The sequence below is a fragment of the Hafnia sp. CBA7124 genome, from assembly GCF_002355555.1.
GTDB lineage: Bacteria > Pseudomonadota > Gammaproteobacteria > Enterobacterales > Enterobacteriaceae > Hafnia > Hafnia alvei.
Window position 1 is genome coordinate 4,438,886 of the sequence record NZ_AP017469.1, and the last position, 24,707, is coordinate 4,463,592.

Annotated in this window: 28 protein-coding genes and 1 pseudogene; 7 read left to right on the top strand and 22 right to left on the bottom strand. The window is 49.7% G+C overall.

Annotated elements, in window-relative coordinates; translation table 11 throughout:
* Positions 1–106: 106 nt before the first annotated feature.
* From lafU to CPY98_RS20170, 10 genes are all read right to left on the bottom strand, one after another.
* Positions 107–1,066, bottom strand: coding sequence for a putative lateral flagellar export/assembly protein LafU (lafU, locus tag CPY98_RS20125; RefSeq protein WP_025799620.1), 960 nt, complete (start codon positions 1,064–1,066; stop codon positions 107–109).
* Complete coding sequence (gene motA, locus CPY98_RS20130; protein ID WP_025799621.1) at positions 1,066–1,929, bottom strand: flagellar motor stator protein MotA; 864 nt, start codon at positions 1,927–1,929, stop codon at positions 1,066–1,068. The genes lafU and motA overlap by 1 nt, the downstream gene beginning before the upstream one ends.
* A 13-nt stretch (positions 1,930–1,942) precedes the next feature.
* Positions 1,943–2,629 (bottom strand): FliA/WhiG family RNA polymerase sigma factor, encoded by a 687-nt coding sequence (locus CPY98_RS20135; protein ID WP_040044399.1) that lies wholly within the window; start codon positions 2,627–2,629, stop codon positions 1,943–1,945.
* 30 nt (positions 2,630–2,659) lie between these two features.
* Positions 2,660–3,133, bottom strand: coding sequence for a flagellar basal body-associated FliL family protein (locus CPY98_RS20140; protein WP_025799624.1), 474 nt, complete (start codon positions 3,131–3,133; stop codon positions 2,660–2,662).
* A gap of 19 nt (positions 3,134–3,152) precedes the next feature.
* Positions 3,153–4,271, bottom strand: a complete 1,119-nt coding sequence (locus CPY98_RS20930; RefSeq protein WP_172863854.1) for a flagellar hook-length control protein FliK — start codon at positions 4,269–4,271, stop codon at positions 3,153–3,155.
* Positions 4,271–4,576 carry a hypothetical protein gene (locus CPY98_RS20150; RefSeq protein ID WP_046449646.1) on the bottom strand — a complete coding sequence of 102 codons (306 nt, stop codon included), beginning with the start codon at positions 4,574–4,576 and terminating at the stop codon, positions 4,271–4,273. Before CPY98_RS20150 ends, CPY98_RS20930 begins: the two co-directional genes overlap by 1 nt.
* On the bottom strand, positions 4,569–4,964 hold the full coding sequence (gene fliS / locus CPY98_RS20155) for a flagellar export chaperone FliS (protein ID WP_025799630.1): 396 nt from the start codon (positions 4,962–4,964) through the stop codon (positions 4,569–4,571). The genes CPY98_RS20150 and fliS overlap by 8 nt, the downstream gene beginning before the upstream one ends.
* A gap of 15 nt (positions 4,965–4,979) precedes the next feature.
* The gene (fliD, locus tag CPY98_RS20160) at positions 4,980–6,302 is read right to left on the bottom strand and encodes a flagellar filament capping protein FliD (protein ID WP_046449645.1); all 1,323 of its coding nucleotides are present in this window, start codon (positions 6,300–6,302) and stop codon (positions 4,980–4,982) included.
* Positions 6,303–6,533: 231 nt separating this feature from the next.
* Positions 6,534–7,424, bottom strand: coding sequence for a flagellin (locus tag CPY98_RS20165; RefSeq protein ID WP_046449644.1), 891 nt, complete (start codon positions 7,422–7,424; stop codon positions 6,534–6,536).
* 195 nt (positions 7,425–7,619) lie between these two features.
* Positions 7,620–8,510, bottom strand: coding sequence for a flagellin (locus CPY98_RS20170; protein WP_046449643.1), 891 nt, complete (start codon positions 8,508–8,510; stop codon positions 7,620–7,622).
* Between the two features lie 809 nt (positions 8,511–9,319).
* Between CPY98_RS20170 and CPY98_RS20175 the strand changes: the two genes are divergently transcribed.
* Together CPY98_RS20175 and CPY98_RS20180 are read left to right on the top strand one after the other, a co-directional pair.
* Positions 9,320–10,285, top strand: a complete 966-nt coding sequence (locus CPY98_RS20175) for a transcriptional regulator (protein ID WP_096388662.1) — start codon at positions 9,320–9,322, stop codon at positions 10,283–10,285.
* On the top strand, positions 10,257–10,724 hold the full coding sequence (locus CPY98_RS20180; RefSeq protein WP_096388663.1) for a hypothetical protein: 468 nt from the start codon (positions 10,257–10,259) through the stop codon (positions 10,722–10,724). The genes CPY98_RS20175 and CPY98_RS20180 overlap by 29 nt, the downstream gene beginning before the upstream one ends.
* A gap of 384 nt (positions 10,725–11,108) precedes the next feature.
* Here the strand turns inward: CPY98_RS20180 and CPY98_RS20185 are convergent, their stop codons facing one another.
* The 12 genes and pseudogenes from CPY98_RS20185 to CPY98_RS20240 form a co-directional block, all read right to left on the bottom strand.
* The gene (locus CPY98_RS20185; RefSeq protein ID WP_025799641.1) at positions 11,109–12,137 is read right to left on the bottom strand and encodes a hypothetical protein; all 1,029 of its coding nucleotides are present in this window, start codon (positions 12,135–12,137) and stop codon (positions 11,109–11,111) included.
* 5 nt (positions 12,138–12,142) lie between these two features.
* Positions 12,143–13,060: a flagellar hook-associated protein FlgL gene (gene flgL, locus CPY98_RS20190; protein ID WP_038501770.1), complete on the bottom strand. Its 918-nt coding sequence runs from the start codon at positions 13,058–13,060 to the stop codon at positions 12,143–12,145.
* Positions 13,061–13,078: 18 nt separating this feature from the next.
* A complete protein-coding gene (flgK, locus tag CPY98_RS20195) occupies positions 13,079–14,449 on the bottom strand; it encodes a flagellar hook-associated protein FlgK (protein ID WP_096388664.1) in 1,371 nt (456 codons plus the stop codon).
* Between the two features lie 137 nt (positions 14,450–14,586).
* Positions 14,587–14,868 (bottom strand): annotated as a pseudogene (locus CPY98_RS20200) (rod-binding protein); the annotation flags it as partial.
* A gap of 11 nt (positions 14,869–14,879) precedes the next feature.
* Entirely contained in the window at positions 14,880–15,974 is a 1,095-nt protein-coding gene (locus CPY98_RS20205; protein WP_025799649.1) for a flagellar basal body P-ring protein FlgI, read from the bottom strand.
* A 17-nt stretch (positions 15,975–15,991) separates the two neighbouring features.
* On the bottom strand, positions 15,992–16,657 hold the full coding sequence (gene flgH / locus CPY98_RS20210; protein ID WP_043489823.1) for a flagellar basal body L-ring protein FlgH: 666 nt from the start codon (positions 16,655–16,657) through the stop codon (positions 15,992–15,994).
* Between the two features lie 35 nt (positions 16,658–16,692).
* Entirely contained in the window at positions 16,693–17,478 is a 786-nt protein-coding gene (flgG, locus tag CPY98_RS20215) for a flagellar basal-body rod protein FlgG (protein ID WP_043489825.1), read from the bottom strand.
* Between the two features lie 15 nt (positions 17,479–17,493).
* Positions 17,494–18,225: a flagellar basal-body rod protein FlgF gene (flgF, locus tag CPY98_RS20220; RefSeq protein WP_046449640.1), complete on the bottom strand. Its 732-nt coding sequence runs from the start codon at positions 18,223–18,225 to the stop codon at positions 17,494–17,496.
* Positions 18,225–19,436 (bottom strand): flagellar hook protein FlgE, encoded by a 1,212-nt coding sequence (flgE, locus tag CPY98_RS20225; RefSeq protein ID WP_046449639.1) that lies wholly within the window; start codon positions 19,434–19,436, stop codon positions 18,225–18,227. Before flgE ends, flgF begins: the two co-directional genes overlap by 1 nt.
* 55 nt (positions 19,437–19,491) lie before the next feature.
* Positions 19,492–20,187: a flagellar hook assembly protein FlgD gene (flgD, locus tag CPY98_RS20230; protein ID WP_025799659.1), complete on the bottom strand. Its 696-nt coding sequence runs from the start codon at positions 20,185–20,187 to the stop codon at positions 19,492–19,494.
* Between the two features lie 2 nt (positions 20,188–20,189).
* Positions 20,190–20,615: a flagellar basal body rod protein FlgC gene (gene flgC, locus CPY98_RS20235; RefSeq protein WP_025799660.1), complete on the bottom strand. Its 426-nt coding sequence runs from the start codon at positions 20,613–20,615 to the stop codon at positions 20,190–20,192.
* Positions 20,616–20,637: 22 nt separating this feature from the next.
* A complete protein-coding gene (locus CPY98_RS20240; protein ID WP_025799662.1) occupies positions 20,638–20,988 on the bottom strand; it encodes a flagellar basal body protein in 351 nt (116 codons plus the stop codon).
* Positions 20,989–21,088: 100 nt separating this feature from the next.
* Between CPY98_RS20240 and flgA the strand changes: the two genes are divergently transcribed.
* The 5 genes from flgA to CPY98_RS20265 all read left to right on the top strand — a co-directional run bounded on the left by flgA (position 21,089) and on the right by CPY98_RS20265 (position 24,666).
* Positions 21,089–21,910 carry a flagellar basal body P-ring formation chaperone FlgA gene (gene flgA / locus CPY98_RS20245; RefSeq protein WP_096388665.1) on the top strand — a complete coding sequence of 274 codons (822 nt, stop codon included), beginning with the start codon at positions 21,089–21,091 and terminating at the stop codon, positions 21,908–21,910.
* Between the two features lie 165 nt (positions 21,911–22,075).
* Entirely contained in the window at positions 22,076–22,348 is a 273-nt protein-coding gene (locus CPY98_RS20250; RefSeq protein WP_025799665.1) for a flagellar biosynthesis anti-sigma factor FlgM, read from the top strand.
* Positions 22,349–22,357: 9 nt separating this feature from the next.
* Positions 22,358–22,795: a flagella synthesis protein FlgN gene (locus CPY98_RS20255; RefSeq protein WP_043489835.1), complete on the top strand. Its 438-nt coding sequence runs from the start codon at positions 22,358–22,360 to the stop codon at positions 22,793–22,795.
* 48 nt (positions 22,796–22,843) lie between these two features.
* Entirely contained in the window at positions 22,844–23,533 is a 690-nt protein-coding gene (locus CPY98_RS20260) for a bifunctional 2-polyprenyl-6-hydroxyphenol methylase/3-demethylubiquinol 3-O-methyltransferase UbiG (protein WP_157743858.1), read from the top strand.
* Positions 23,530–24,666, top strand: a complete 1,137-nt coding sequence (locus CPY98_RS20265) for a hypothetical protein (RefSeq protein WP_096388667.1) — start codon at positions 23,530–23,532, stop codon at positions 24,664–24,666. The genes CPY98_RS20260 and CPY98_RS20265 overlap by 4 nt, the downstream gene beginning before the upstream one ends.
* Positions 24,667–24,707 lie beyond the last annotated feature (41 nt).

A 24,707-nucleotide genomic window follows, 5' to 3' on the forward strand; every position in this document is an offset into this window, starting at 1 on the left:
CAGCCTCCCCCTTCGCAGGGGGAGGAGTAGATCGAGGATCTTGCAAACATCGCCGAACGGTTCCCGCCCCTGTGAAGGGGAGGGTTAGGGTGGGGTCGGCAACGAACTACCGCTTACTGATCTTATCCGCAATTGGCTTCACAACTTTATCGCCGTGATTACCAAAGAACTGATACAGAGAATCCGATGCTGTATGCGTTAGCACCATAATCTCGATACGACGATTGGTTGCACTCAGCGGCTGATCGTTATCCAACAGCATTTGGTCAGCCATGGCGTTCACCTGCAATACTTTATCCATCTCCAAGCCGCCGCGTGCCAACGCCTTGCGTGCCGCCATCGCACGATCGCCCGACAGGTTCCAGTTGTTGTACAAATCCTGATCGCGGTAGCGTGATGAATCGGTATGGCCCGTAATAATGATTTTGTTGTCCAGTTTATTAAATACCGGCGCCAAGTCTCGTAGCAGGCGGTTAAAGAACGGTGTCAAAATGGCGCTACTGCGCTGGAACATTTCACGCTTTTGGTCGTCTTGTACCAAAATACGCAGCCCCTGCGGCACAATTTCCATCTTCATATTGGTCTGCGCGTTATACGCCGATGTGACCTGTAAGATGATGCGTGCCAGCTCTTCCATTTCTTGCTGAGAGCGTTTGTTAACCTCTTCTAGCGATTCCGTTTTATTGACGATGTCAGCCACGGATTGCTTTGGTTGGTCGCTCTTGATACCACCGTTGTCTGAGCCCGAGCCGCTGCCTTCGGTATTTTCATCACCGCTACGCTTACCTTCCAGAATCGGGTTACTTCCCCCACCAGAGTTCTTTTGCGTGATAGGGTTTATCGACATGCCATCAAAAATGGATTCGCTATTGAGGGTAGAGACAATTTCTTTACGCTCTTCTTCAGTCACCGAACCCATAATCCACAGCACCATAAACAGCGCCATCATTGCGAGCGTAAAGTCAGCAAAGGCAACCTTCCACGCACCACCGTGAATCGCATCGTGCGATTTACGCGAGGAGCGTTTGATTATCGTGGTGTGACCTTTACCTTTTGGGGAGCGCATCAGTTACCCCCCACCATCTGGTTCACCCAAGAATCCAGCGTAGCGAAGGTCGGTTTGGAATCCATTGGCAACATCTTACGGCCCGCATCCACGGCCAGCAGGGTTGGTTTGCCCGCCACATGGTTAACCAGCACGGTACGCACGCATTCCAGCACCGCCATCTGCGTTTTAGCGCGCTGTTCCATGGCATTAGCCACCGGATCCATCAGGCAGTAACAGATAAATACGCCCAAGAATGTACCAATCAGCGCCGCTGCCACTTTAATACCGATGACCGCAATCGAACCATCGATAGATTCCATGGTGATGATGATCCCAAGAACGGCGGCACAAATACCAAAACCTGGCATCGCTTCAGCGGTACGCTGTAAAGAACGTGAAGGCAGCAGAAGCTCTTCTTCCATCGCGCCCAGTTCTTGCTCAAGAATACCTTCCAGTTCGTGTTCGTTGATCTTACCCATCGCCATCAAACGGAAGTTATCCGAGATAAAGGTCACCAGATCTTTATCAAGCAAAATCAGCGGGTATTTCTGGAACAGCGAGCTGCTTTCCGGTACTTCAATATGCTCATCCAGAACTTTCAAACCACCGTCCTGAACCAGTTCTAACAGCTCATATAACAGCATCAGCAGCTGACGCTGGTATTCGTCGGTGTATTCGTTTTTGCGCAGTGCACCACGGAATTGGCGCCACATTTCAACCAGCACATGTTTTGGGTTAGCCAAAACCATGGCCCCTAAACCCGCGCCAAGAATAATAACGATTTCGCCAGGTTGCCAAAAAGAAGCCAAACGCCCACCCGACATAATGAAGCCGCCGAGTACACAGACGAAAATAATAATCAGACCTAATAATTTCTGCATAGTGGTTCCACTTCTAGAAAAAGCTTTTAATTTTTTCTGTAATTTTCTTATTGAGCTGACAGACTCTGGCTTCGGTAAGATCCAGCACCAGTGCTATCTCTTTCAGACTCATTTCATGCTGATAATAGAGGCTCAAGATCAGCTGCTCGCGTTTGTCGAGGCTGGCCAAAGCAACACGCAAGGTATTGCTGACCATCATCTCGTCCTCCAACGGACGGCTATTGAGCGCGGAGCCCACGCCGTCGTTAGAGAGTAAATCATCAAGGCTTTCCAGCGACTTAGCGCAGTCAAGCAACAGATATTCCTGATACTCCTGCGGCGAGATCTCCAGTCGCCCTGCAATTTCTTCATAGCTAGGTTCTTTGCCTAGCTCTCGCGCCAGCTCGCGGATGGCGTCATTCAGTTTGTGGGTCTTCTGTCGTAAGCGGCGCGGGCGCCAGTCTAGCTGGCGCAGTTCATCTAACACGGCGCCGCGAATTCGGTGAATAGCATAAGCACCGAACTGCTCATCGGGATGTCCGTAACGACGCAAGGACGAGAGCAACCCCATTAGGGCGATCTGTTCCATGTCCTCGCGGTCGAGAACGCTGCTTGTTTGGTAAGACAGCTGCCTTACCACACGTTTTACCAACGGCAGATACGCAGTGAGATACTGCGTTTCTTGCGCCGGAGTCAGCGCTTCATTGGTCATAAAATCCATTATTTCCATTGCTCGTGTTTCTATCGCTTTCTATTGAAAGACCATCTTGCTAATGATGACATCGTGAAACGGCACGCCCGTATTCAGTGCTTTAAACTTCGTCACATAGGCCGCCATTAGCTGTTCACGCAGCTCAACCACGTTCATGCCGCGAATATGTGAATATTCCATATCGGATAACAGGCTTACGGTTGCCCCACGGATCGCAGGAACCATCGCCTCAGTACGCGCAGTTTCTTTGCCATCAGACGTGGCGAGCGCCAGTTCTAAAAGTAAATAGCGTTCTTTTTTGTTATCGCTTTTCAGGGTGATAACAACGTTTTTGATTTCGACAAACTCTACGGTGGCCTCACCATCAGCGGAGGAGAACATCTTAGAAATTTTGTCACCTACACCGTTTTCTGGCTGAGCCAGAATGTGATTCCCCATTACGGCTAAAACCGCCGCCAGCACGGCGGCGACCAATGCAATTACCAAACCTAATGAAAATGTTTTTACGGTCATATATGTCTTATTCAGTAGTTCAAATTGTCATGAGGACAGATTCATCCTCGCGGGTTTTCTTCGATGGTTCAGTGGCTTCACTGTCCAGCGGTGTACCCGAGAGAATGAAAGGCTGCTGAGCTTCGCCTTGATGCCCATGCCCTGATTGTTGCTGTGAGTTTTGCGAGGAAACCTGAACGTTCACCTGCACAAAGTTCTGGTCAGTCAGGCTTTGGCGCAGTTCATTGCTGACCTGCTGCAGGGCGCGATAAACCTCGCCTTGGCTGGCATTGATGTGCACCTGCAAACGTCCAGACTCAAATTGAATCGAGATATCGATCTTGCCCATATCCGGCGGATCGAGTCGGATCGTGGCATGTTGAACCTGATTTTTAACCTGAACCTGTAAGCGCTCACCGAGTGAATTTTGTAACTGCTGCGGCCAGCGCTCTTCGCTGGATTCCAGCTTCAGCGGCGCAGTAGTCGCATTAAAATTCTGCACCGTTGAAGCCACGTTATTACCTACGCTTGAAGGCGCAGACGTGGCTAACGACGCATTCAGGAGATCGCTGGGTACAGAGGAATGCTGCTGCATCGCAGGACTAAACGCTTCGTGGGTCTTGGTCATTGCCGATGAGATGGCAATATCAGACGGCGTAGCGTTTAACGCAGCGTTCAGCAATGACGCATTCACCGGCTGAGAAGCGCCTGTCGTCACCGGTTGAGCCGTCGTTTGGCGGCTTAGCATCAGCAATTCAGCACAAGCATGTTGCTCACCCTGCGGCGTTGCCGCCTGCTGAGCCGGTGGCTGGTAGGTGTTCAATAGCAGATTCAACATCTGCTGTTGATCTTCCTGCGGCAAGCTCGCCAGATCGTCGGCATCCGCATCGCTATCGGCAGAAGGCAGCGCAGTATCCGCGTTCGTGCCTCCCACTGCAGGACGCAACCCCGTAACACCAGACTGAGCAAGCAAAGAGCCCACCATACTGAGCAGCTCATGACTGAACTGCGCGGTGTTTTCCGGTAATGCGCCACTATTTAGCACTCCACCGACCGCCCCGATCATCGGCGCGGCGCCAGTCGAATCACCGATAGACACGGCAGAAGATGCGTCCATCGCAGTCGGCATTGAGCTAGAAACCAGATCCATCATGCTCATTATTCGCTGTCCTCGTCGCCGCTAAAAATAGCGTAAGCCATCGCCCCTTCGCGGTTGTTACGGTGCAAAGCCATCTTGTGCTCAAGCTCTGCGCTTTGCTGGCGGCAGATCTCATTCACGCGATGATGAATATCTTTCAGCATCATCAAGGCCTGCCGCTTTTGCTCGCTCAACGGCTGCCCGCTGAGTGAACTCAGTAACGAAGCGATCTGCTTATCAACGTTCCGCACCTGTACCCAATCACGCTGCTGAGTGGCACTCTTCAACGCGTTGGCAAGGAACTGAATCAGCTGAATATCATCCATTCTGCTTACCCATCTCTTCCCAACCTTCACGCAGGTTGTTGAGGATGGCTTCCACTTCATCAATGTATTCAACCGACAGCTTGTGGCTAGCGTCATAAAGACGGTAAACGCAGTAGTCATACAGGTTTGCCAAGCTCAAGGCCAAGTCACCACCCTTTTCGTAATCCAGCGCGCTTGTCAGCGCATTGAGAATATCGATGCACTTATTAATGCTCTGAACTTTACGTTCATAGCGCTTGGCAACAATGTGGCTCTTGGCGCGAACCAGTTCATCCATGAGACCGCTAAACAGCATAAGAACCAGCTGATGAGGGGTCGCGGCGGCGGCCTGAATCGCCAGATCTGAATCCTGATAAAGGCCGTATCCTTCCTGTTGAGTTCCGTACATAAAACCTACGTTTCCTTAGACTAAGCCAAACATACTCATCGTGTTGTTCATCTGAGACATCACCTGTTGCAACTGGGTAAACTGCTTCAGATAACGGTTATAAGAGTTCTCATAACGGGTGCTAATTTTGTCACTGCGGTCAGTCAACTGCGTTTCCTGACGATCCAGAGATTCTTGACGGCCCTTAATCACGCCGTTGGTGCTGTTCAGATATTTATCCAGCGACTTATCCATTTTCTTGATAAGGCCGTCATTGCCGTTAAACAGCGCGGTCAGCTGCGTCGGGTTATCTGTCAGCATTTTCTCGAGCTTTTCGCTGTCGAGTTCTAACTTGCCGTCTTTATCCGCGGTGATGCCGAACTTAGTCATGTCCAAACCATCGATATTGGTACGAACCATGTTGTTCAGTTCACGCTCTAACGATGCAATTCCCGCATCACCGGCAAAGGCACCACGATCTTTTCCACCGCTGCCGCTAGCGGTTAATTTGCCAAGTGAATCACGCATCGTGTTATAGGCATCGATGAATGCTTTTACCTGTGTTTCAGTTTCACTGGTGTCGGTGTTGACGTTGATACGCAGTGGCGCATCACCAACCTTCTGTGCCTGATTCAGCTCAACGGTCACGCCGTCAATAACACCGTCTAACTTATTGGTACTGTTAGTAATTTTCAGGCCAGTATCGTTACCACCCAAATAAACGATGGCGTCTTTGGCTTCAGAGATCGTGGTTTTCTTACCTGAATCCATTTCAGCCGGAATATCGCCACTCAGCTTAAGTTCGTTTTCTGCACCGGTTTTATCACTGCTGAGCATCAGCTTAACTTCGCCGTCGGTGCGGATTAGCGATGCGGTGATCGCTGGGCTTTTCTCTGAGCCATCGTTGGTTTTGTTGATGGCTCGAGCCAGATCTGACATGGTCTCTAGACCATCCATCTCGATATCAATAGACTTGCCATTGACCTCAAGCGTGAAGGTGCCCGTCGCGTTGTTGACGGCATCATCGGTCATATCGTCGAACGCCACCTGATGCGAGCCCGCCAGTTGCTCAACGTAAAGGTTGTATGTTCCTTTGGTGGCGTTGGAGTTGGCGGTGACATTGGCAATATTGTCTAAACTGGTGGTGACCTTATTGGTCAGCAGGCCATTATTGGTTTTATTCAGCGCCGTTAATGCGGTGCGGAAATCCGTCATGGCACTTTTCAGCGCTTTTAACGCATCTTGCTGGCCGGTTAACGACGTTTGCTGTTTCTTCAGGGCTGCCTGCAATGCCATAACATCGTAGCTAGCCAACTGCGTTGCCATGGTCTGTGGGTCAATACTCGTAAAATCTGACATGCTGATCCTCCGGACGCGCTGGCGAGTAGAAATGGTTACCTACAGGGTTACCGATAAATCCCCCACAGATAAAGCAAAGTACGTGCCAACTTTTTAGTTAATTTAAATCAATGAGATGGGTGACTACCGGAAGGTGTTTTTCCTGATATTGACGGAAAGAGGAAGTATTCCGGCAGAAATAAAAACACCGCCCAAGAGCGGTGTTTTTTTGCATTATGGTGTCATCGCTGATTAGCCCAGCAGAGACATCACCATGCCTGACATGCTGTTTGACTGCTTCAGCATAGACATGCTGGTTTGTGCCAACATCTGCTGACGCGTCATGGTTGATGCTTCAGAAGCGAAGTCGGCATCGCGGATGTTGCCCAGCGCCAGCTCGGTATTGTCCTGCATGTTTGCTAGGTTCGCAGAGGTATGCCCCAGACGGTTGATGTTCGCACCCAGAGATGAACGCAGAGAACCAACTTCTTTTAGCGCGCCTTCCAAATCAGCGATAGCGCCAGAAGCACTCGTCGCAGAATTCAGTTTCAACGCTCCCAGACCAGTACCAGGGACAGTTGTACCACTTGGGTTAGTGGTTGCTGCTGTACCGATAGTTTTGGTTAAGCCAGACAACTGGCTAGAAACATTAACATTCAGCGTTTCTGCGTTGCTAGAACCGATCTGGAAGTTCAGGCCACCAGTGCTAGCCAGACCTGTAGTACCGCTCAGCAGTTTAGTGCCGCCGTAGCTGGTGTTGCTCATAATGTTGCCCAGCTCAGAGTTCAGCTGATCGAATTCAGACTGCAGGGATGCACGGTCTTCACTTGAGTTAGTGTCGTTCGCTGCCTGAGTGGCTAAGTCTTTCATGCGGTACATGATGTTGCTGACTTCATCGAATGCGCCTTCAGCGGTCTGCAACATAGAAGTTGCATCGGCGATGTTGCGTTTTGCGACGGTCATGCCGTTAGTTTGGCCCTGCAGACGGGAAGCGATCTGCATGCCTGCTGCATCATCTGCCGCAGAGTTGATACGCTTGCCGGTACCCAGTCGTTCCATCGACGTAGACAGCAGGCTGTTAGATTTATTCAGCGCGTTCGTAGAAGCCATGGAAGAGGCATTGGTAAAGATAGATAAAGCCATTGTGTCGTCTCCTTCAGGGAATCCACCTATTTAGATTCCGCATCTCTCGTACTAATAGAAAACGACACACTGACTCTGCGAATTAAATCGAAAACTAAAAAAATTAAACAAAATTTTCATTAGCTAATGGTGACTGCCTGATAGATACAAAAACACCGCCCATAGGCGGTGTTTTCACGAGAGTCATGCGGAATATTAGCCCAGCAGAGACATTACCATGCCTGACATGCTGTTTGACTGCTTCAGCATAGACATGCTGGTCTGTGCCAACATCTGCTGACGCGTCATGGTTGACGCTTCAGACGCGAAGTCCGCATCGCGGATGTTGCCCAGTGCCAGCTCGGTGTTGTCCTGCATGTTTGCCAGGTTCGCAGAGGTGTGGCCCAGACGGTTAATGTTGGCACCCAATGTTGAACGCAGGGAACCAACGTCTTTCAGAGCGCTTTCCAGACTTGCAATGGCGCCAGAAGCATTAGTCGCAGAATCCAGTTTCAACGCTCCCAGACCAGTACCAGGGACAGTTGCACCACTTGGGTTAGTGGTTGCTGCTGTACCGATAGTTTTGGTTAAGCCAGACAACTGGCTAGAAACATTAACATTCAGCGTTTCTGCGTTGCTAGAACCGATCTGGAAGTTCAGGCCACCAGTGCTAGCCAAACCAGTACCGCCGCTCAGCAGTTTGGTACCACCGAAGCTAGTGTTATCCATGATGTTGCCCAGCTCAGAATTCAGCTGATCGAATTCAGACTGCAGGGATGCACGGTCTTCAGTGGAGTTCGTGTCGTTCGCTGCCTGAGTTGCCAGGTCTTTCATGCGGTACATGATGTTGCTCACTTCATCGAATGCGCCTTCAGCGGTCTGCAGCATAGAAGTTGCATCGGCAATGTTACGTTTTGCAACGGTCATGCCGTTAGTCTGGCCCTGCAGACGGGAAGCAATCTGCATGCCTGCTGCGTCATCTGCCGCAGAGTTGATACGCTTGCCGGTACCCAGTCGTTCCATCGATGTGGACAGCAGGCTGTTAGATTTATTCAGCGCGTTCGTAGAAGCCATGGAAGAGGCATTGGTAAAGATAGATAAAGCCATTGTGTCGTCTCCTTCAGGGAATCCACCTATTTAGATTCCGCAATTCTTGTACTAAGAGAGAACGACACGTCGACGATGAGAGTTAAATAGAAAATAAAAAAATCTTCAGTTCGATAATTAGCTAGAAACTTCTTTCTTATATAGAAAAGCTTATTTTAAAAGATGACACCAATCAGCTTTCCTCAACCCAATCGCCATCAAGAATAAATAAACATGATGGTTATATTAATGGCACTCTCTATATACCCACATTAGAGAAAAGGAATTAATAAATTAAAATATTATTAATAGCGACACAAATCAGAAAAATCTTAAGAGAAAAGTCTTATTATTTTTACATTATTTTCACTTTGCTTATAATGCATCAGCGTTACCTTATTAGTTAAATTAACCCACAATTAATCACGGTTAACGCATACAAAAAGATCACGCATTTCACAAATGAAATACAAAGGTATCTCAAAGGTACTATGTATTTACCTATAGACATATTTGGTCATAACTCCAGCGTAGAAATAGAGCTACAGGCCTTGCGTGTTGGTATTTGTTCGCGTAAAACAGTGTTCTCGGAAGAGAATCTTCCTAAAAGAGATCGATATTGACCAGACACCTTCCCTCAAAAAGAGGCTGTTTGGAACGCTTTCGGGCATAAGAACACGATGTTCTTCAGTCCCCCACCGCAGCGGGCGGCAATTCATTGACGAATTATAAACGGACTTTTTAACCCAATTTGCGTTAAGAGACGTTCTTTTGATCTCTCTAAAATACAATTATTTTACACATTAATGGTTTAATACTTCTGTAATTAAATGAATAAACGCTACTGTTCTGTTAATGATTGGCTCCTGGACATTTCTTCCGGTTCAATATTGCATTTAAATACCGGCGAAAGAAAAAGACTCGGTGAATACCAATTAAAGCTATTAGATATCCTGACTCAGCATGCGGGAGAAATCCTCTCACGTGAAGAGCTAACCAATATGGTTTGGGAAAGGCGAGTGATAGGAAATAATAGCCTTCCTAATGCCGTGCATGCTTTACGTGTTGCGCTAGAAGATGATGGTAAACAACAAAAAATAATCAAAACCATACCTAAAAAAGGTTATTTACTAGAGTCATCTTATTGCCGCTGTATTGAAACAGAATCATTAAATGAGAATGAGAATATAACAGAGATACCTCCTGAAGGTATTTCTACGAATTCAAACAGCTACAATGAAGAAGAAGCATCGTCTGATGTCGTTAGCGTGGAAACTTCGTCTCTGGGGATCAGTCCTGAACCTGGATATTATCAGGAAGCTTCCCAGCTAAACGAGCCTCAGCCCGCCAGAAAGCATTCATGGTTAGCCTATGCGGTTCTCATGCTGGTCGCCGTACTGGTCAGCGGCGCGATGGGCTATAAGTACCTGACGCTCAATAACAAATCGATCGCTGCCGCTCAGCAGGAAAACAACGTCTACAGCAATATTCGTTTGTATCAGATCGTGCAAGATGGCGACACATCGACATCCAAAGATTCACTTTATATCAAGCTGAAGGACACGCTTTACCAACTCAACCAGCGCTTGAAGACCAAAAACATCTACATGGATGTTTACTATAAGGTCTCTGATCAAGTGCTGAACTATACGTTTTCAGTGGAAACCACCTGTGCCAACCAACAGCTCGCCATGACGATCTACCATTGGCGAACCGATACACGTCAGCTTAGCAACCTGATCTTTCGTGAAACTGTGAGAAAAATAAATGAAATTCCAGCCTGTCAGAGCCAATAAGCTGATATGGATACTAAGCCTGCTTATTTTGTTAATCGGAATACTCGGCTACACCGCATTATCCGTCGCGACGCCAAGCCTGAAACCAAGGCAAGGCACGGTGCAAATGGGCTTTTATGATCTGATGTCTCAGCAGAAAGAGCTCTATGACTCTCATTTAACCTCAGTGAACGGCACTATTCTTAACACCATCACTAACCCAAACGACACGCGCTTTGTGGTGAAAGGGAAATTTACGGAAACTCACCGCGAATTAGGCAAGGTGTACTATCTCTACTCGCAGATTTATTACAGTACGCCTCAACGACGTCTGATGATCGATGGGCTGATTGATTTTTTACAGAATAATGAAGTGTGGATGATCCCACTGAAGCTAGACGGCCAGCCGCTGGTGATAGGGCAAACCGGAATGATATTTTTATATCCTTTGGGGCATTAGTCTATACCCCCCTCCCAGCCAAGAAAAAAGCTAGGGCTAAACCCCCTCCCAACCTCCCCCTTCGCAGGGGGAGGAGCCGATCGAGGATCAATCCAACATCTCTGAACGATTCCCCCTGCCAAGGGGAGAGTTAGGGTGGGGTCATTGAGATAACACTCTCCCTCCAGCCTCACTTCGCAGGGAGGAGCAGATCGTAGATCAGCCCAACATCACCGAACGATTCCCTCCCCTGCCAAGGGGAGGGTTAGGGTGGGGTCATTGAGATAACACTCTCCCTCCAGCCTCACTTTGCAGGGAGGAGCAGATCGTAGATCAGCCCAACATCACCGAACGATTCCCTCCCCTGCCAAGGGGAGGGTTAGGGTGGGGTCATTGCTGAGATTTTCACCCCAACAAATTCTTCACAGTACCCAAGCGCACATTGGCCTGCGCACTCAATGCCTGATTAAGGCTAGAAAATTGGCTGCTGCTGTTTTGTAGATGCTCACCTAATGCCTGAGAGACAGCCAGCGCCTGCTGCGGCTCATACGGCGTGGCCATTCCCTCAATGCGCGTACGAACACGCTCTTGCTGAAAACGTAATTTTCCACGCTGATGGGTGATTTGCTCCAGCGCGGTTAACACTTCCGTTCCCCGCTCGCGCAAACGCTCTGGCTGCGCTGCAATTTGTTTAAGCACGTCGCCAATCGCGGGCTCAGCCTGTGGTGTGAGCGATGAGAACGTTGAGTTAAAACGCTTTCCCTCACCGCGTACGCTTAAATGCGTACTCACTCGCTCCCAACGCGACTCATCGACGCTAAACGTCACATCACCGGCGCTATCTTGGCGGGCATGCACGCCAAAACGCCCTAATCCTTGATTCAAACGCATCACCGCCTGACGCTCAGAGCCATTTTGCGTGAGTGATACCGCGGCCATTTCTCGTTTGTTGCCACCGAGAGAGAAAACTAACGTCTCAGCATCTCCGCCCTGCAACAGTTTTTCACCCTCTGGCAGCGCAAAATTCACCTGCGTTTTGCCTTCCAACTTCACGTTGAAATGGCGATCAACGGTATTGCCGGAAAGCTGAGCGCGGTTATCCAGCAAGCTTTGCAAACCTTTCGCCTGCTGACGAATGGTATCAGGTCGAGTTTGGCTGTGTGTCGCGGAATGGCGCAGCTGCAAGAGCTGGCTTTCCGTTTGCGATAGAAAACTATCTGCCTGCTGAACCGCCGTTAATTGCTGGTTAAGCTGAACGTTATAGCGCAGCGGGCGCGCTGAAATCAGCGGTGATTCAGGGAAACTAGCCGGTGAAGCTGACGTGGTATCCGTAATGCCACGATTGCGAACCGACTGTGGGGCATCAATACCTCCCCGCGTCAGCGGGGAAGTGGTTGAGGTTTGTAACGAGGAAGTGCTAAGACCAACTTGCATATCAATTACATCATGCTAAAGAGTGAGAGCTGACTAATCATGCTGTAGGTTTTATTCGAAACCTGCATCGAGTTGTAATACAGCTGAAAATTGACCGACGCCGTGGCCATATCTAAACCAGACAAATCTTTAGCGACCATATCATTAGCCGTTTTCACGTCCGTATGCGCATCATCCAACATCGTTAAACGATTTTGACGCCCACCGAGATCGGTAAAGATCGCGGCCACATCGTCTGAAGAATCTTTTACGGCACCCATCAGCGCATTGAGCTCATCCGCATAGTCAGAAGCTGGAATATTCGGATCCTGCATTTTCTCACTGATCGACTTCAGCTGGTTTAATAAATCCAGATCGTTACCACTGCTCGAAAAAGCTCCGCTCAGGTTGGTATTTTCAGTGATGCTCACGCCGTTAGCCACTGCGGTTTCACGCGTACCGTCGTTACCGTGGTATTCATAGCTCTGGGTGGTTTCGTTCCACACTACCGGTTTCTGATCGGTTTTGGTGCCAGAAAACAGATAGCGACCGTCTTCGTTTTTCGAGTTCAGCGTCGCCACCAGAGAATCGAGCATGGAGCCAATCTCTTTGCCAAAGCCGGACATATCTTCGCTGCTGTGAGTATCGTTAGACGCCGCCAACAGTTTGTCATTAAGCGATGTCAGCTGATTGTTCAGCGCCGTCACGTGCGACTCCTGCATCGATAGGTTGCCAGACAAACGCGAGATATTGCTCTGATACTGGGTGATCGCAGACTGTTCACGGTTAAGCTGCACCATACGCGAACTGGCGATGGGATCGTCAGAAGGAACATTGACGCGCTGCAATGTCGACATCTGCTGCATCAGTTTATTCATCTGGGTACCGTTTTTACCCATCTGGTAGGTCATCATATTGGCGTTGTAGAGGCCGCTGACTCGCATGTTAATTCCTTATTATTATCAGAGCAGATTCAGTAAATCGGAGAAGATCTGGTTACCCGCCGCAATCACTTTCATATTTGATTGATAGGCATTCATGTAAACCTGAAGATTAATTGCTTCTTCGTCCTGATCGACCGCGCTGAGGTTGTCACGCTGATTCTGCGCTTCTACATAGACAGATATGGCTGCTTCGGCTTCGTTCTGGTTCTCACGGCTAGCAATACCGATAGAACTAATAATCGCGGCGGCACCTTCGTTGATGCTCATATTGCCCATGCCGCCGATATCCACCTTCTTGTTTTTCAGTTCAATCAGCAAATTCAGGTTATCGCCGTTACCCGTTTCATCATTTTTACCTGAAAGCGCCAGCTCATCGGGTTTGATGTCGGTGATGGTCAGCATGCCTGCTGGATTACTCAAATCGAAATTAAACAGCGGCTTACCCGGCTGACCATTCAGATCGAAACCTTGTCCGAGCTGATCGTTGAACATGGTTGCAATAGATTCCGCCATGCCCTGAACCGATTCCTGCATTTCTTTGAGCGTACCCTGCTCATAATCATTCAGCGCACCAAGCTGACCGCCGGTTGCCGGATTAATCGAGTATTCAGAACCAGCATATTTTAGCGTCAGTAACTGACTGCCATCTGGCTGGGTCGTGGTGGCGAGTTGGCCCGAACTCTGCCCGTTAACCAACGGCTGACCATTCGGCAAAGCGACCGTGTAATTGCCTTTCGCGTCTTCGCTGACTTTCACGTCAACCATGCTGCTCATCTGTTTCACCAGCTCATCACGCTGATCGCGCAGCACGTTGGTGTTACCGCCGGTGGCTTCAAGCTCAGCAATTTTCTGGTTATAACCTGCAATGTTCGAGCTAAGCGTATTCACGCTGTCTACCGTGGCATTACGCTGACTATTGATTGACGTCTTCTGGCTAGTAATAAAATTATTAATGTTATTAAAACGCGTCGCCATCGACTGCGCTTCGTTGATTAATTGCTGACGCAGCGCAGGAGAATCGGGCTCGGTGGTGAGCTCATTAAGCGAAGCAAAAAGTTTATCGATACCGTTGCCCAAACTGGTGGTATCCGTGCCAATCACCGACTCCAGCGCACCAATATACTTCTGCCCGGAATCATAATAGTTAGCTTTGCTGTTAGTGCCCCATACCTGACTGGTCAAATACTGATCCGAGATACGGCGAATACTGTCAACCTGAACACCGTTACCCGCAGACAGCCCCACGGAGCCCATCGGCCCTACGGCACTTTGCAAAATACCTTGGCGGCTATAGCCCGGCGTTAAGGCATTCTGAACATTCATACCAACGGTATTCATACCTAACTTGGCGGCTTGAATGCCGCTGTAAGCGTTACTGATTAAACTCATAATGATTCCTGTCCGCGGCTAAGTACTGGGATAACGGGCGTTTCAAGCTCTACGGGCTCTGGCGCTTCTACAGAATCAGAAGCGACATTTTCGCCCTCAATCTTAAGTGCGCGTTCCATTCCCTTAACCTGAGGATCAAGCTGGTTAATCAGCATGGTGGCGATTCCGCTACTGCGCTGTGAAGCCAGCTGCGAGGCCAGTTTGTCATCATAAAAATCACGCATCATGCGCTGCTGCTTGCTGTTGAACGGATCATCATCCGCCGCTAACGCATCCGACGCTTTGCGCATCTGCTGCATCATCGAACGCAGGAACATTGCTTCAAACTGCTCGGCGGCCTGATCTAAATTCTGTGCTTTCAGCGTGCCAGTGAAATCTCCCGGCAGCACGGTACTTTGGCGATTAATGGCATCAATCATGGTTTTTCTCCTTAAATAACCACGAGTTCAGCGTCTAACGCGCCTGCTTCGTGTAATGCCTGCAAGATAGCCATGGTGTCATCCGGCGCGGCGCCTAAGCTATTGATGGTGTTTACGATGCTACGCAGGCTGGTGCCTGCGGCAACGGTCACCATCTGGCCTTGGCCTCGGTTCACATCAATATCGCTTTGTGGTGTAGTGACCGTCTCACCGTTGCTGAAGGCATTAGGTTGGCTTACGTTGCGGCTTTCGCGAATGCTGACGGTTAAATTACCGTGAGAAACAGCGGCAGCCCGCACCACAACGCCGTCGCCAATCACCACCGTGCCGGTTCTGGCGTTAAACACCACGCGAGGCGGCTGTTTACCGGCGTTAATCTGCACGTCTTCCAGCATCGACATAAAGGCTACGCGAGCACCTGCGTCCTGCGGCGCTCGCACCACGACGTTGGTCGCACTTTGCGCCGTGGCGGTATTCGCACCAAAGGCCTGATTCAGCGCCACGGCAACGTTGTTTGCCGTTTTAAAGCTTGGACGTTTCAGGTTCAACGTAACCAGATTACTCACCTGAAAATCGCTAGGAATTTCACGCTCAATCGACGCCCCGTTCGGTACGCGTCCAACGGTTGGCGTGTTCATGGTGATACTGGAACCGCTATCGCCTTCGGCTTTAAAACCGCCGACCACCACGTTCCCCTGTGCCAATGCATAAACTTCGCCATCGGCACCGCGCAGTTGAGTCAGCAGCAACGTACCGCCGCGCAAGCTTTTGGCATCACCGATAGAGGAAACGGTGATATCAACAGACTGCCCGCGTGCATACATCGGAGGCAGCGTGGCGCTAATTGCCACCGCCGCCACGTTTTTCACTTTAGGGTCAATCTTGGCCGGTAGCTGTACGCCAAACTGACGCAGCATATTGGTGACCGATTGGCTGGTGAACTTCACCTGATTTTTGTCACCGGTGCCGTCTAAACCCACCACCAAACTGTAACCAATCAGTTGGTTACCACGAACGCCTTGCACATCCACCAGCGAGCCTAATGGCTGCGCCAATGACATTGAACTCCACAGGAGGGCGACAACCAGCGTAAGGAATCTGCACATGTTGAACATCTCCTGAATTAAATAGGGAACAGCGGATGGTTAAAGATCCGCGTCAGCCAACCGGCTGAGTTGGAGTCACTTAACGCACCACGGCCTGCATACGAGATACGCGCGTTCGCAATGCGCTGCGACGAAATGGTGTTATCGCGCTCGATATCATCGGTTCGAACCAATCCGGTGACGCGCATATATTCATCGCCCTGATTTAAGGTCAGCCACTTCTCGCCGCGCACCACTAAAACCCCGTTAGCCAAGATTTTATGTACCGCCACGGTGATAGAACCGCGCAGCATATTTTGCTGAGCGGAAGAGGCATTGCCGTTAAAGGAGCGATCCGCACCGATAGAGCCACTCAGCTTATCTACTGAGTGGCCAAAGGCTTCCGGTGCGGCAATAGACGCATCATTCTTCTTGCCGAAGTTGGTGCGCGCCTGTTTGCTAGACTGCGTAGACTCATCAAGTCGTACCGTCAGAATATCGCCCACGCGGTATGCGCGGCGATCCTGGGTCAGAGACCAGTTGTAACCGGCGTTATATAGCCCGCCACCCTGCACTGCAACCGGCTGCTGCAGTATTTCCTCTGGCGGCGCATAGGCCGCATCATCCTTGTGAACTAGCAGCGCAGGGCTTTCACAACCCGCTAGCGCCATCAACAGGACACACATCAACATCTGCTTTTTCATAACGTTCTTCGCTTTACTCTTTCACCAAGCCGCCGTTACAGCGACTGAGTGACAAACTTCAACATATCATCTGCAGCCGAAACCATTTTCGCGTTCATTTCGTAGGCGCGCTGAACGGTGATCATGTCGACCATCTCTTCAACAACCTGTACGTTTGAACCTTCCAATGTTCCCTGCTCCAACTGTCCAAGGGCATCTTCACCCGGTACGCCTTCTACGGCTTCGCCACTGGCCGCCGTTTCGCGGTAAAGATTGCCGCCTACCGCTTCTAAACCGGCCGGATTAACAAAATTCACCAGCGTGATTTGCCCAAGCTCTACCGGATCGGCCTCGCCGCCCACGGTTGCAGACACGGTGCCGTCTTTCGCAATCGACAGCTCTTTGGTGTTAGCCGGAAGCTCAATCGCAGGCACTAACGGTAAACCAGCGGCGTTAGTCACCACGCCGTCGGCGTTAACCTGTAGGTTGCCCGCACGCGTGTAGGCAATATCACCGTCTGGCGTTTCTACTTGGAAGAAGCCTTGGCCCGTAATCGCCACGTCCATCTGCTGCTTGGTGATCTGCATGCTGCCCACGGAGAACTCTTTTTGAGTCCCCACGATTTTCACACCGGTACCGTACTGAATGCCGGTTGGAGCCACGTTGTTCTGATCAAGCTGCGCGCCTGGAGCTCGCTGAGTTTGGTAGAACAGATCGTCAAACATCACGCGGTCGCGTTTGAAACCGGTGGTATTCACGTTCGCCAAGTTATTGGAAATGGCGCTCATTTTGGCGTCTTGCGCTGCAAGGCCGGTTTTGCTGATCCATAAAGCTGGATTCATGATTTATTCCTTAATTTAGCTGCCACGGATCAGTCGATTACCGGCTGTCGCCAAATCTTCTGCGGCTTTCATCATCTTGATTTGGGCTTCAAATTGGCGGTTCAGCGCAATGCTGGAAACCATTTCGCTAATCGCTGAAATATTGCTGCTTTCCAGATGTCCGGCAGCGATCTCAACGGCGTCGCTACGTGGGTTATTCCGCGTGGCGCTCACCAACAAACCGTCTGCGTCTTTTGAAAGCTGATCTGCGGGAATATCCACCAGTTTGATGCGATCGACGTCCATAGCCGCATTGACGTCACCGTCTTGCGGAACAATCGTAATGGTGCCGTCATCGCCAATGGAAAGATCGGAAAACGGCGGCAATACCACAGGGCCGGTTTCGCCAATCACTGGGCGACCGTTAATGGTTAAATCACCATCAGGGCTAACGTCCATCTGACCGTTACGGGTATAGACTTCACGGTTTCCGTTACCCACGGCAATCAGGCCATTGCCTTTAATGGCAATATCCAGCTCGCGTCCGGTATCTCTCACCGCACCCGGCGTCATATCCACACCGCTGTTTTGCTCCTGCACCAGATAGCGCGAGTCGTAGCCCGACCCCGCCACCTGCTGTGATAAAGCGCTTTCTAAGTCACCACGAAATCCGCTGGTGTTCACGTTCGCCAGATTATTCGAATGAATCTGCTGCTGTGACAGGCTGCGGTTAGCGCCGCTAACGGCGGTATAAATTAAGTGATCCATTAGACCGCCTGGAACAGAGCCGACATCATGCTGTCATTGGTGCTGATAACTTTGGTGTTAGCCTGATAGTTACGCTGCGCGGTCATCAACCCCACCAGCTCGGCGGTTAAGTCGACGTTAGATTCTTCCAATGCACCCGCTTTAATAGAACCCAACAGGCCTGAACCTGGCGCGCCGGTCAGCGGTGTACCCGATGCAGAAGTTTGCGCCCACGTAGTACCATCTTGTGAAGCCAGTCCATCTGGGTTGGTAAAGTTGGCCAAAATCAGCTGGCCTTGCAGCATGCGTTCGCCATTTGAGAAGGTGGCATAAACAAAGCCTTCTTCATCAATCTGCTGACCCGTTTTTTCACCAGAGGCGTAGCCATCACCTTTGTTTTTGGTTACGGAGAAATCAGAACCAAATTGGGTCGTTCCCGCGTAGTTCAGCTCAAGGTTCAGATCTTCAGCGCCAGGTATAGACAGTGAAATATCAACGGCTCCATTGGGTACTTCCATCACGCCCTGAGCGCTAAAGGAAATCGTCTGGGTAGCCCCTTTCGTTGGGTCAGTCGCATCGGGAACAGGCTCACCATCCATGTAGTAATGGCTGGTCCAAGTGTTATCTGCGTTCTTCACAAAATACTGCGATAACGTGTGCTCACGGCCCAAAGAGTCATAAACCTGCGTGGTGTAGGTATTGTTATATGAAGAGCTGTCTTTCGGATCTAACGGCGTGACCTTAGGTACTTCGGCGTTAGCATCCAAGTTAGCCGTGAACTCCAGCCCGTTGGTGGCTTTGGCGGGAATCGCACCGCTGCTAATATTCAGATTACCCACGTTACCCACCTGCAATACGCCGTTGGCATCAACCGGATAACCTTGCAAATTCATACCCTGACGATTGACCAGATTCCCGTTGGTATCTGTACCGAAATACCCTGCGCGGGTATAGGCTTCAGTACCTGCGCTATCACGCACCACGAAGAAACCGTTACCTGAGATCGCTAGATCCAGCGCGCTTGAAGAGGCCATGATATTACCGCCACGGGTAATACTTTGCGTGATACCACTCACGCCCACGCCCAGCGGCTGGGACTGTGCGTACAGCGCAGAGAACTCCGCACGGCCCGACTTGAAGCCCACGGTGCCGGAGTTAGCAATGTTGTTACTGATAGCGCTAAGCTGCTGAGTGATGGCGTTCAAGCCCGAAGTTGCGATACTAAAGCTCATAAAATCTTTCCTGATCTAAATTGGGTTAGTGTTCGAAAGTGTTCCGTTTTCGAAATTACGCTTTGCGAGTGTCGGTATTATTGGATGGGCTATTCATCCCAAACTGGCTGATGTAGTTATAAGGAACCTCACCCAGCCCAGCGATATTCAGCATGGTGGCACTGCCATCCAATGGAATACGCACATTGTTAACCACGCCACCCACTTCAATTGGAACCGACTCTTCACCGGTATCCGTCACCACGCTTAGCGTGTACTTGCCTTCGGCAAGGCCCAGCTCTTTCGGGTCAATTTTAAAATCAACCTGTCCGGCTTCCTGCTGGCCTAGCTCAATTTTGTGCTCGGTACCGGCTTCATCTTTGACGTACACCGTCACCACGCCTGCGGCGTGATCCAGTGACAGACGACCGTCGATGACCGTACTGCCGTCAGTTTCGATTTTGTCGGTCTGAACCATCACCTTCTGCCCTACTAAGTTGCCGGTAGACAGGGTTTGCAGGTTATCCATCAACACCGCATTGTTTTGCATCAGCGCAGACATGGACTCCATCGACTGCACCTGAGACAGCTGCGCCAATTGGCTAACGTATTCGGTACCATCGGTTGGGTTCAGCGGATCCTGGTTTTGGATCTGCGCAACCAATAGCGTCATAAACAGGTTGTTCATGCTCGCGGCGCTGTTATCGTTACTGGCAACACGGCTGTTATTGCTAGTTGTATCCGTATAACTCTGCGCGTCATTTACGTTCATGCTTAAGCTTCTCCAAGTCTCAGCAGGCTCTGCTGCATACTTTTCACACTGTTAAGAACTTCGACGTTAGTTTCGAAGCTACGGGATGCCGACATCATGTCCGCCATCTCTTCCACGACGTTGATGTCTGGATAAAAGACATAACCCTGATCGTTGGCCATGGGATGATTCGGTTCATAGCGCTGCACTGCGTTACCGGTTTCAACTACGTCCATGATTTGGACACGAGCGCCGGCCAAGGCTTTGTTGTCCATCAGCTCGCTGTTCTGATACACCGCGGCAAACACTGGGCGGCGAGCTTTATACACGGCCCCCTCGTTGTCCGCTGGCGACTCCGCGTTCGCCAGATTACTGGCGATGGTGTTCAGGCGAACGGTTTGCGCCGTCATTGCTGAACCTGAAACGCGATAAATATCCGTAAATGCCATTGTCCGTTGCTACCTAAATCAATTACTTACCGTCAATTGCCTTTTTAAGGCCCACAAACTTCATGTTTAAAAACGCTAAGCTGGTTTGGTAATCCAGCGCGTTTTTCGAGAACTCAGCCTGCTCAACGTCCAGAGCAACCGTGTTGCCATCGCTAGCGGGCTGATAAGGCACGCGATATTTGAGTTCTGCCGAGTTATTCGTCGAAAAGTTCAAACTCGAACGTTGCATCTCAGCGGCAAAATCAATATCTTTAGCCTGAAAGTTTGGGGTGTCGACGTTAGCTAAGTTCGCCGATAACAGCTCTGCTCGGGAAAGTCGAAGCTGTACCGCCTGTGGATGAACACCTAATGCCTTGTCAAAACTTAAGCCCACTGAAACTTCCTCTCATCACGTCGTTGTAAAATGTTGTTTCTCTGTCATTTACTGCTGTCCGCTACTGATATAGCAATTACCATGCCAGAGTTATAACAATATGATTTTTAAACAAGTTACGTCTAAAATTAGCCATACTAGGAAACGTTCTTTCCTTCCGCAGCATGCCCTTGTCCGAGCTCTCGTGGTTTTCGGGCTGTGTGCCCTTCCGCTCGCCTCAGGCTGGGCGATGAAAGAAACCTCCAAGCCCAGCACATCTAGCGCTCGCAAGCAGATTTATGCCCTCGCGGTAGAAGTGGCCACGGCCGATATCAATCGCGAGGCCAAACGTAAAAATTGGAAAGATTTCAACGCGAAAATGAACGTGTTTATTCCGTCGGAGGTCAGCAGCTATCGGGTTTGCTCCCAGCCATTGCAGGCCGCACTGCCGACCGGAGATAAACGCGATCTGAGCCGTCTGCGTTATGACATTCGCTGTGAAGATGCCAACGGGTGGGAGGTCGATGTAACCGTGAAGCCGGATATCTATCTGCCGGTCATTGTGGCGAAGAACACCCTTGAGCGCGGTGCGGTCATTTCCCCTTCTGACATCGAGTTAAAAAAACGCAATATCTCCAGCAGCCGCGCGGGGGTTATCACCAATCCTGATGAAGTCGTGGGATTAACCGTGAAACGCCGTATTCGCGATTTACAGCCTATTAGTCCAGCCCAGCTCGATCAGCCCATCATGGTCGATCGCGGCCAGCGCGTCGTGATGATTGCCGAACAAGACGGCATCGAGGCTCGCACCATGGGCGAAGCAATGAAAAAGGGTCGTAAAGGCGACATGATCAAAGTGAAAAACGAAAGCAGCCAGCGCGTGGTCAGCGCCGTTGTTGACAATATGGGCGTTGTGCGAATGCTTTACGCACCGGGTCAGTAAAGTTTTTGCACGGATAATTAAGTTTTGCCGTTGGCTGGTCGCTATAGTTGGGTATGGAAGGAAGACTTCCGCCTCTAGTCGATAATCTACATCGATAAACTAGTGGTTAACCTTGCGCAGCCAGACAGAAAATGACCAACGGGATGCCCGTTTCGGAGAGATGCAATGAAAGTAACTTCAACCCAGTACAACCTGACTCAGGCCGTCAACAATACTGCAAACACGAAGAGTGCCAATGCAGAGTCTGCGACCCCCTTACGTGCTCAGGCCACCACACCGGTTGATCCCGTGCTGGGTGAAGCTCAGGGGCAACTTGCGGCCATGCCGGAAGTGGATATGGATCGCGTTAACGCGATGAAAGACGCCATCAGCGCCGGAAAAATTGACATCAATCTGGACGAACTCACGCTCGCCATAGAGAAATATTACAAAGGATAGAAAGGGAATATGACTACGCCTGCGCAAAAGGTTAATACGCTAATTCAAGATATCGTCAGCGATCGAAAGATCTATATTGAGCTTATCGGCCAGCTCGAAAAACAGCGCGCATACATCATTGCGCGCAACGCCGACGATCTCAGTACGCTCAACCATGAGCTGGTCGAAAACTACCAGCGTCTGACAGAAAGCGCGCAAAAACGACATGATATTTTACAATCTCTGGGCGTTGCCGGAGGACGTAAAGGCATCACCGATCTCTTTGCTCGCCTGCCTGAACAGCATCAGCCGAAGGTTAATGCACTGTGGGCAGACCTTGAGCAACAGGCCAGACGCTGTAAAGAGATCAATGAACGCAACGGCGTGATGCTGCACATGCAACAGGAAATTGTGAATAACCTGATTAACGTCGCCCAGCCAGAAGCTTATTTGTATCAGGAAGGGTGAGCCTCGGCAGACCTTAAAATATCGCTCAAAATATGCTGTAGGATGATCATGTTAGACAGTAAAACCATCATGTATGCCCATCTTCCCCCATTGCAAAAGCAGTTTGCGGCTATGGGGCCCACGTTCATGTCCTCCTATGCGCTACAAAAGCTGCTGGACGATTATGAGTTCGACACTGTTTTAGACATCGGCTGTGGTCAGGGATTACACGCCGAAGTCTTTGCGATGTATGGCAAAAAAGTAACCGGCGTCGATTTTGGTCGCTCAGAATATTTTTTGCGTAACACTCATGAACGCGGGTTTGAATTAATCACCGGTGACTTTAACGAAGCTGAGCTGGATATGCAGTACGACTGCATTTGGTGTTCCCATGTATTGGAACATCAATTGAATCCCAATCAGTTCCTCAAAAAAGTTGCTGCGTCGGCGCGACCAAACGGCATTATCTGCGTTACCGTACCTCCGCTAAAAGAAGAAATTGTCGGCGGACACGTTAGCCTGTGGAATGCTGGACTGGTGCTCTATCACTTAGTGATGGCCGGAATTAACTGTAAAGACGCTGCCATCTTAAAATATGGCTATAACATCAGCGTCATTGTCCGAAATACTTCAATTATTTTGCCGAGCGATTTATCTTTTGACGTGGGTGATTTAGAAAAGCTCGCCGATTTCTTCCCTAGTTTTGTCCGCCAAGGATTCAATGGCGATATTCTCATTCATAATTGGACGACTTCATGATGAAAGGTTTTGTCATCGAAGGCTTAGGCTATGCTAATTTCTTTGCACGGATCACGGCAGGATTAAGCGAAAGCGAGCGAAAGAAAATAGCGTTCTTTGTTCGCGACGATGAAGCGTTTAATTTTATTACTCAAAGAGCGCCAAGTTGCCAACTCTATCGCATCCCGGATAGGGCAAAGGTTCCTACGCCAGAAGAGATTGCACAAAATAAGCCGGTACTTTTTAAGAGAATTCATCAGGACATCATAAAATCCTTCGAACATTTGATGGGTGGCGCGGATTATGAACAGTGCTGGCGATGCTACTTCTCTACCCTACTGTATTTCTCTCATGTCATAAAAGAACTTAATATCACCAAGCTCATCATGTGCAGCGGATGTGGCATTTACTCAAAGGCGGCAGCAACCGCCAGCTATATTCTACAAATTGAAACCCGCTTTACCGAGTTGGCGAACCTACCCGAAAAAGTCTTTATTGACCCTCAAGGAACCAATGCTAGCTCGCTGCTTGCTGCTCAGCCCGAACTGCTCGACGACTACCCCGATGTAGACCCAGTAAAACACCATCGCTGGATGAAAAAATACGTTGAAGAAAAGCGTAAAGTTATTCCTCAGGCATTAGGAAACCCGCGTTCAGAGCTGATAAAACAGATATCGCAGCAGACAATTTTAGACTCGGGTAAAAACTTTATTTTCCTGCCACTACAGGTATCCAACGACGCACAGCTTTGGATGTATGCCAAACATAAAAATCAGGATGCCATCACGTACGCAGTAAAATGCGCGACTGAAAAAGGCTGTTCTCTGGCGGTAAAGATACATCCTGCCGAAATGTCAGAAGAGGAAATAGTGCTCGTTGGAAAATTAAGCGCTGAACTCGGTTTTTATTTAACCCAAGAAAGTACCAATGCGCTTATTCAGGCGGCTGAAAGCGTAATTACGATTAACTCAACGGTTGGGTTAGAGGCGATGCTATATAACAAGCAGGTTGAGGTATTAGGAGACTGTTTCTACAAACATTTCGACGTATCTCGATTGCAAAAATACATACATCACTATCTCTTTTCTGATGTTCACTTCTTCGGTAATACAAAAATCAATCGTAAGACCGCGCAGGCGTTTTTAGCGCGTTAATCTTTCTAGTAATCATCCCCGTAATAGTATTTTTTACTATT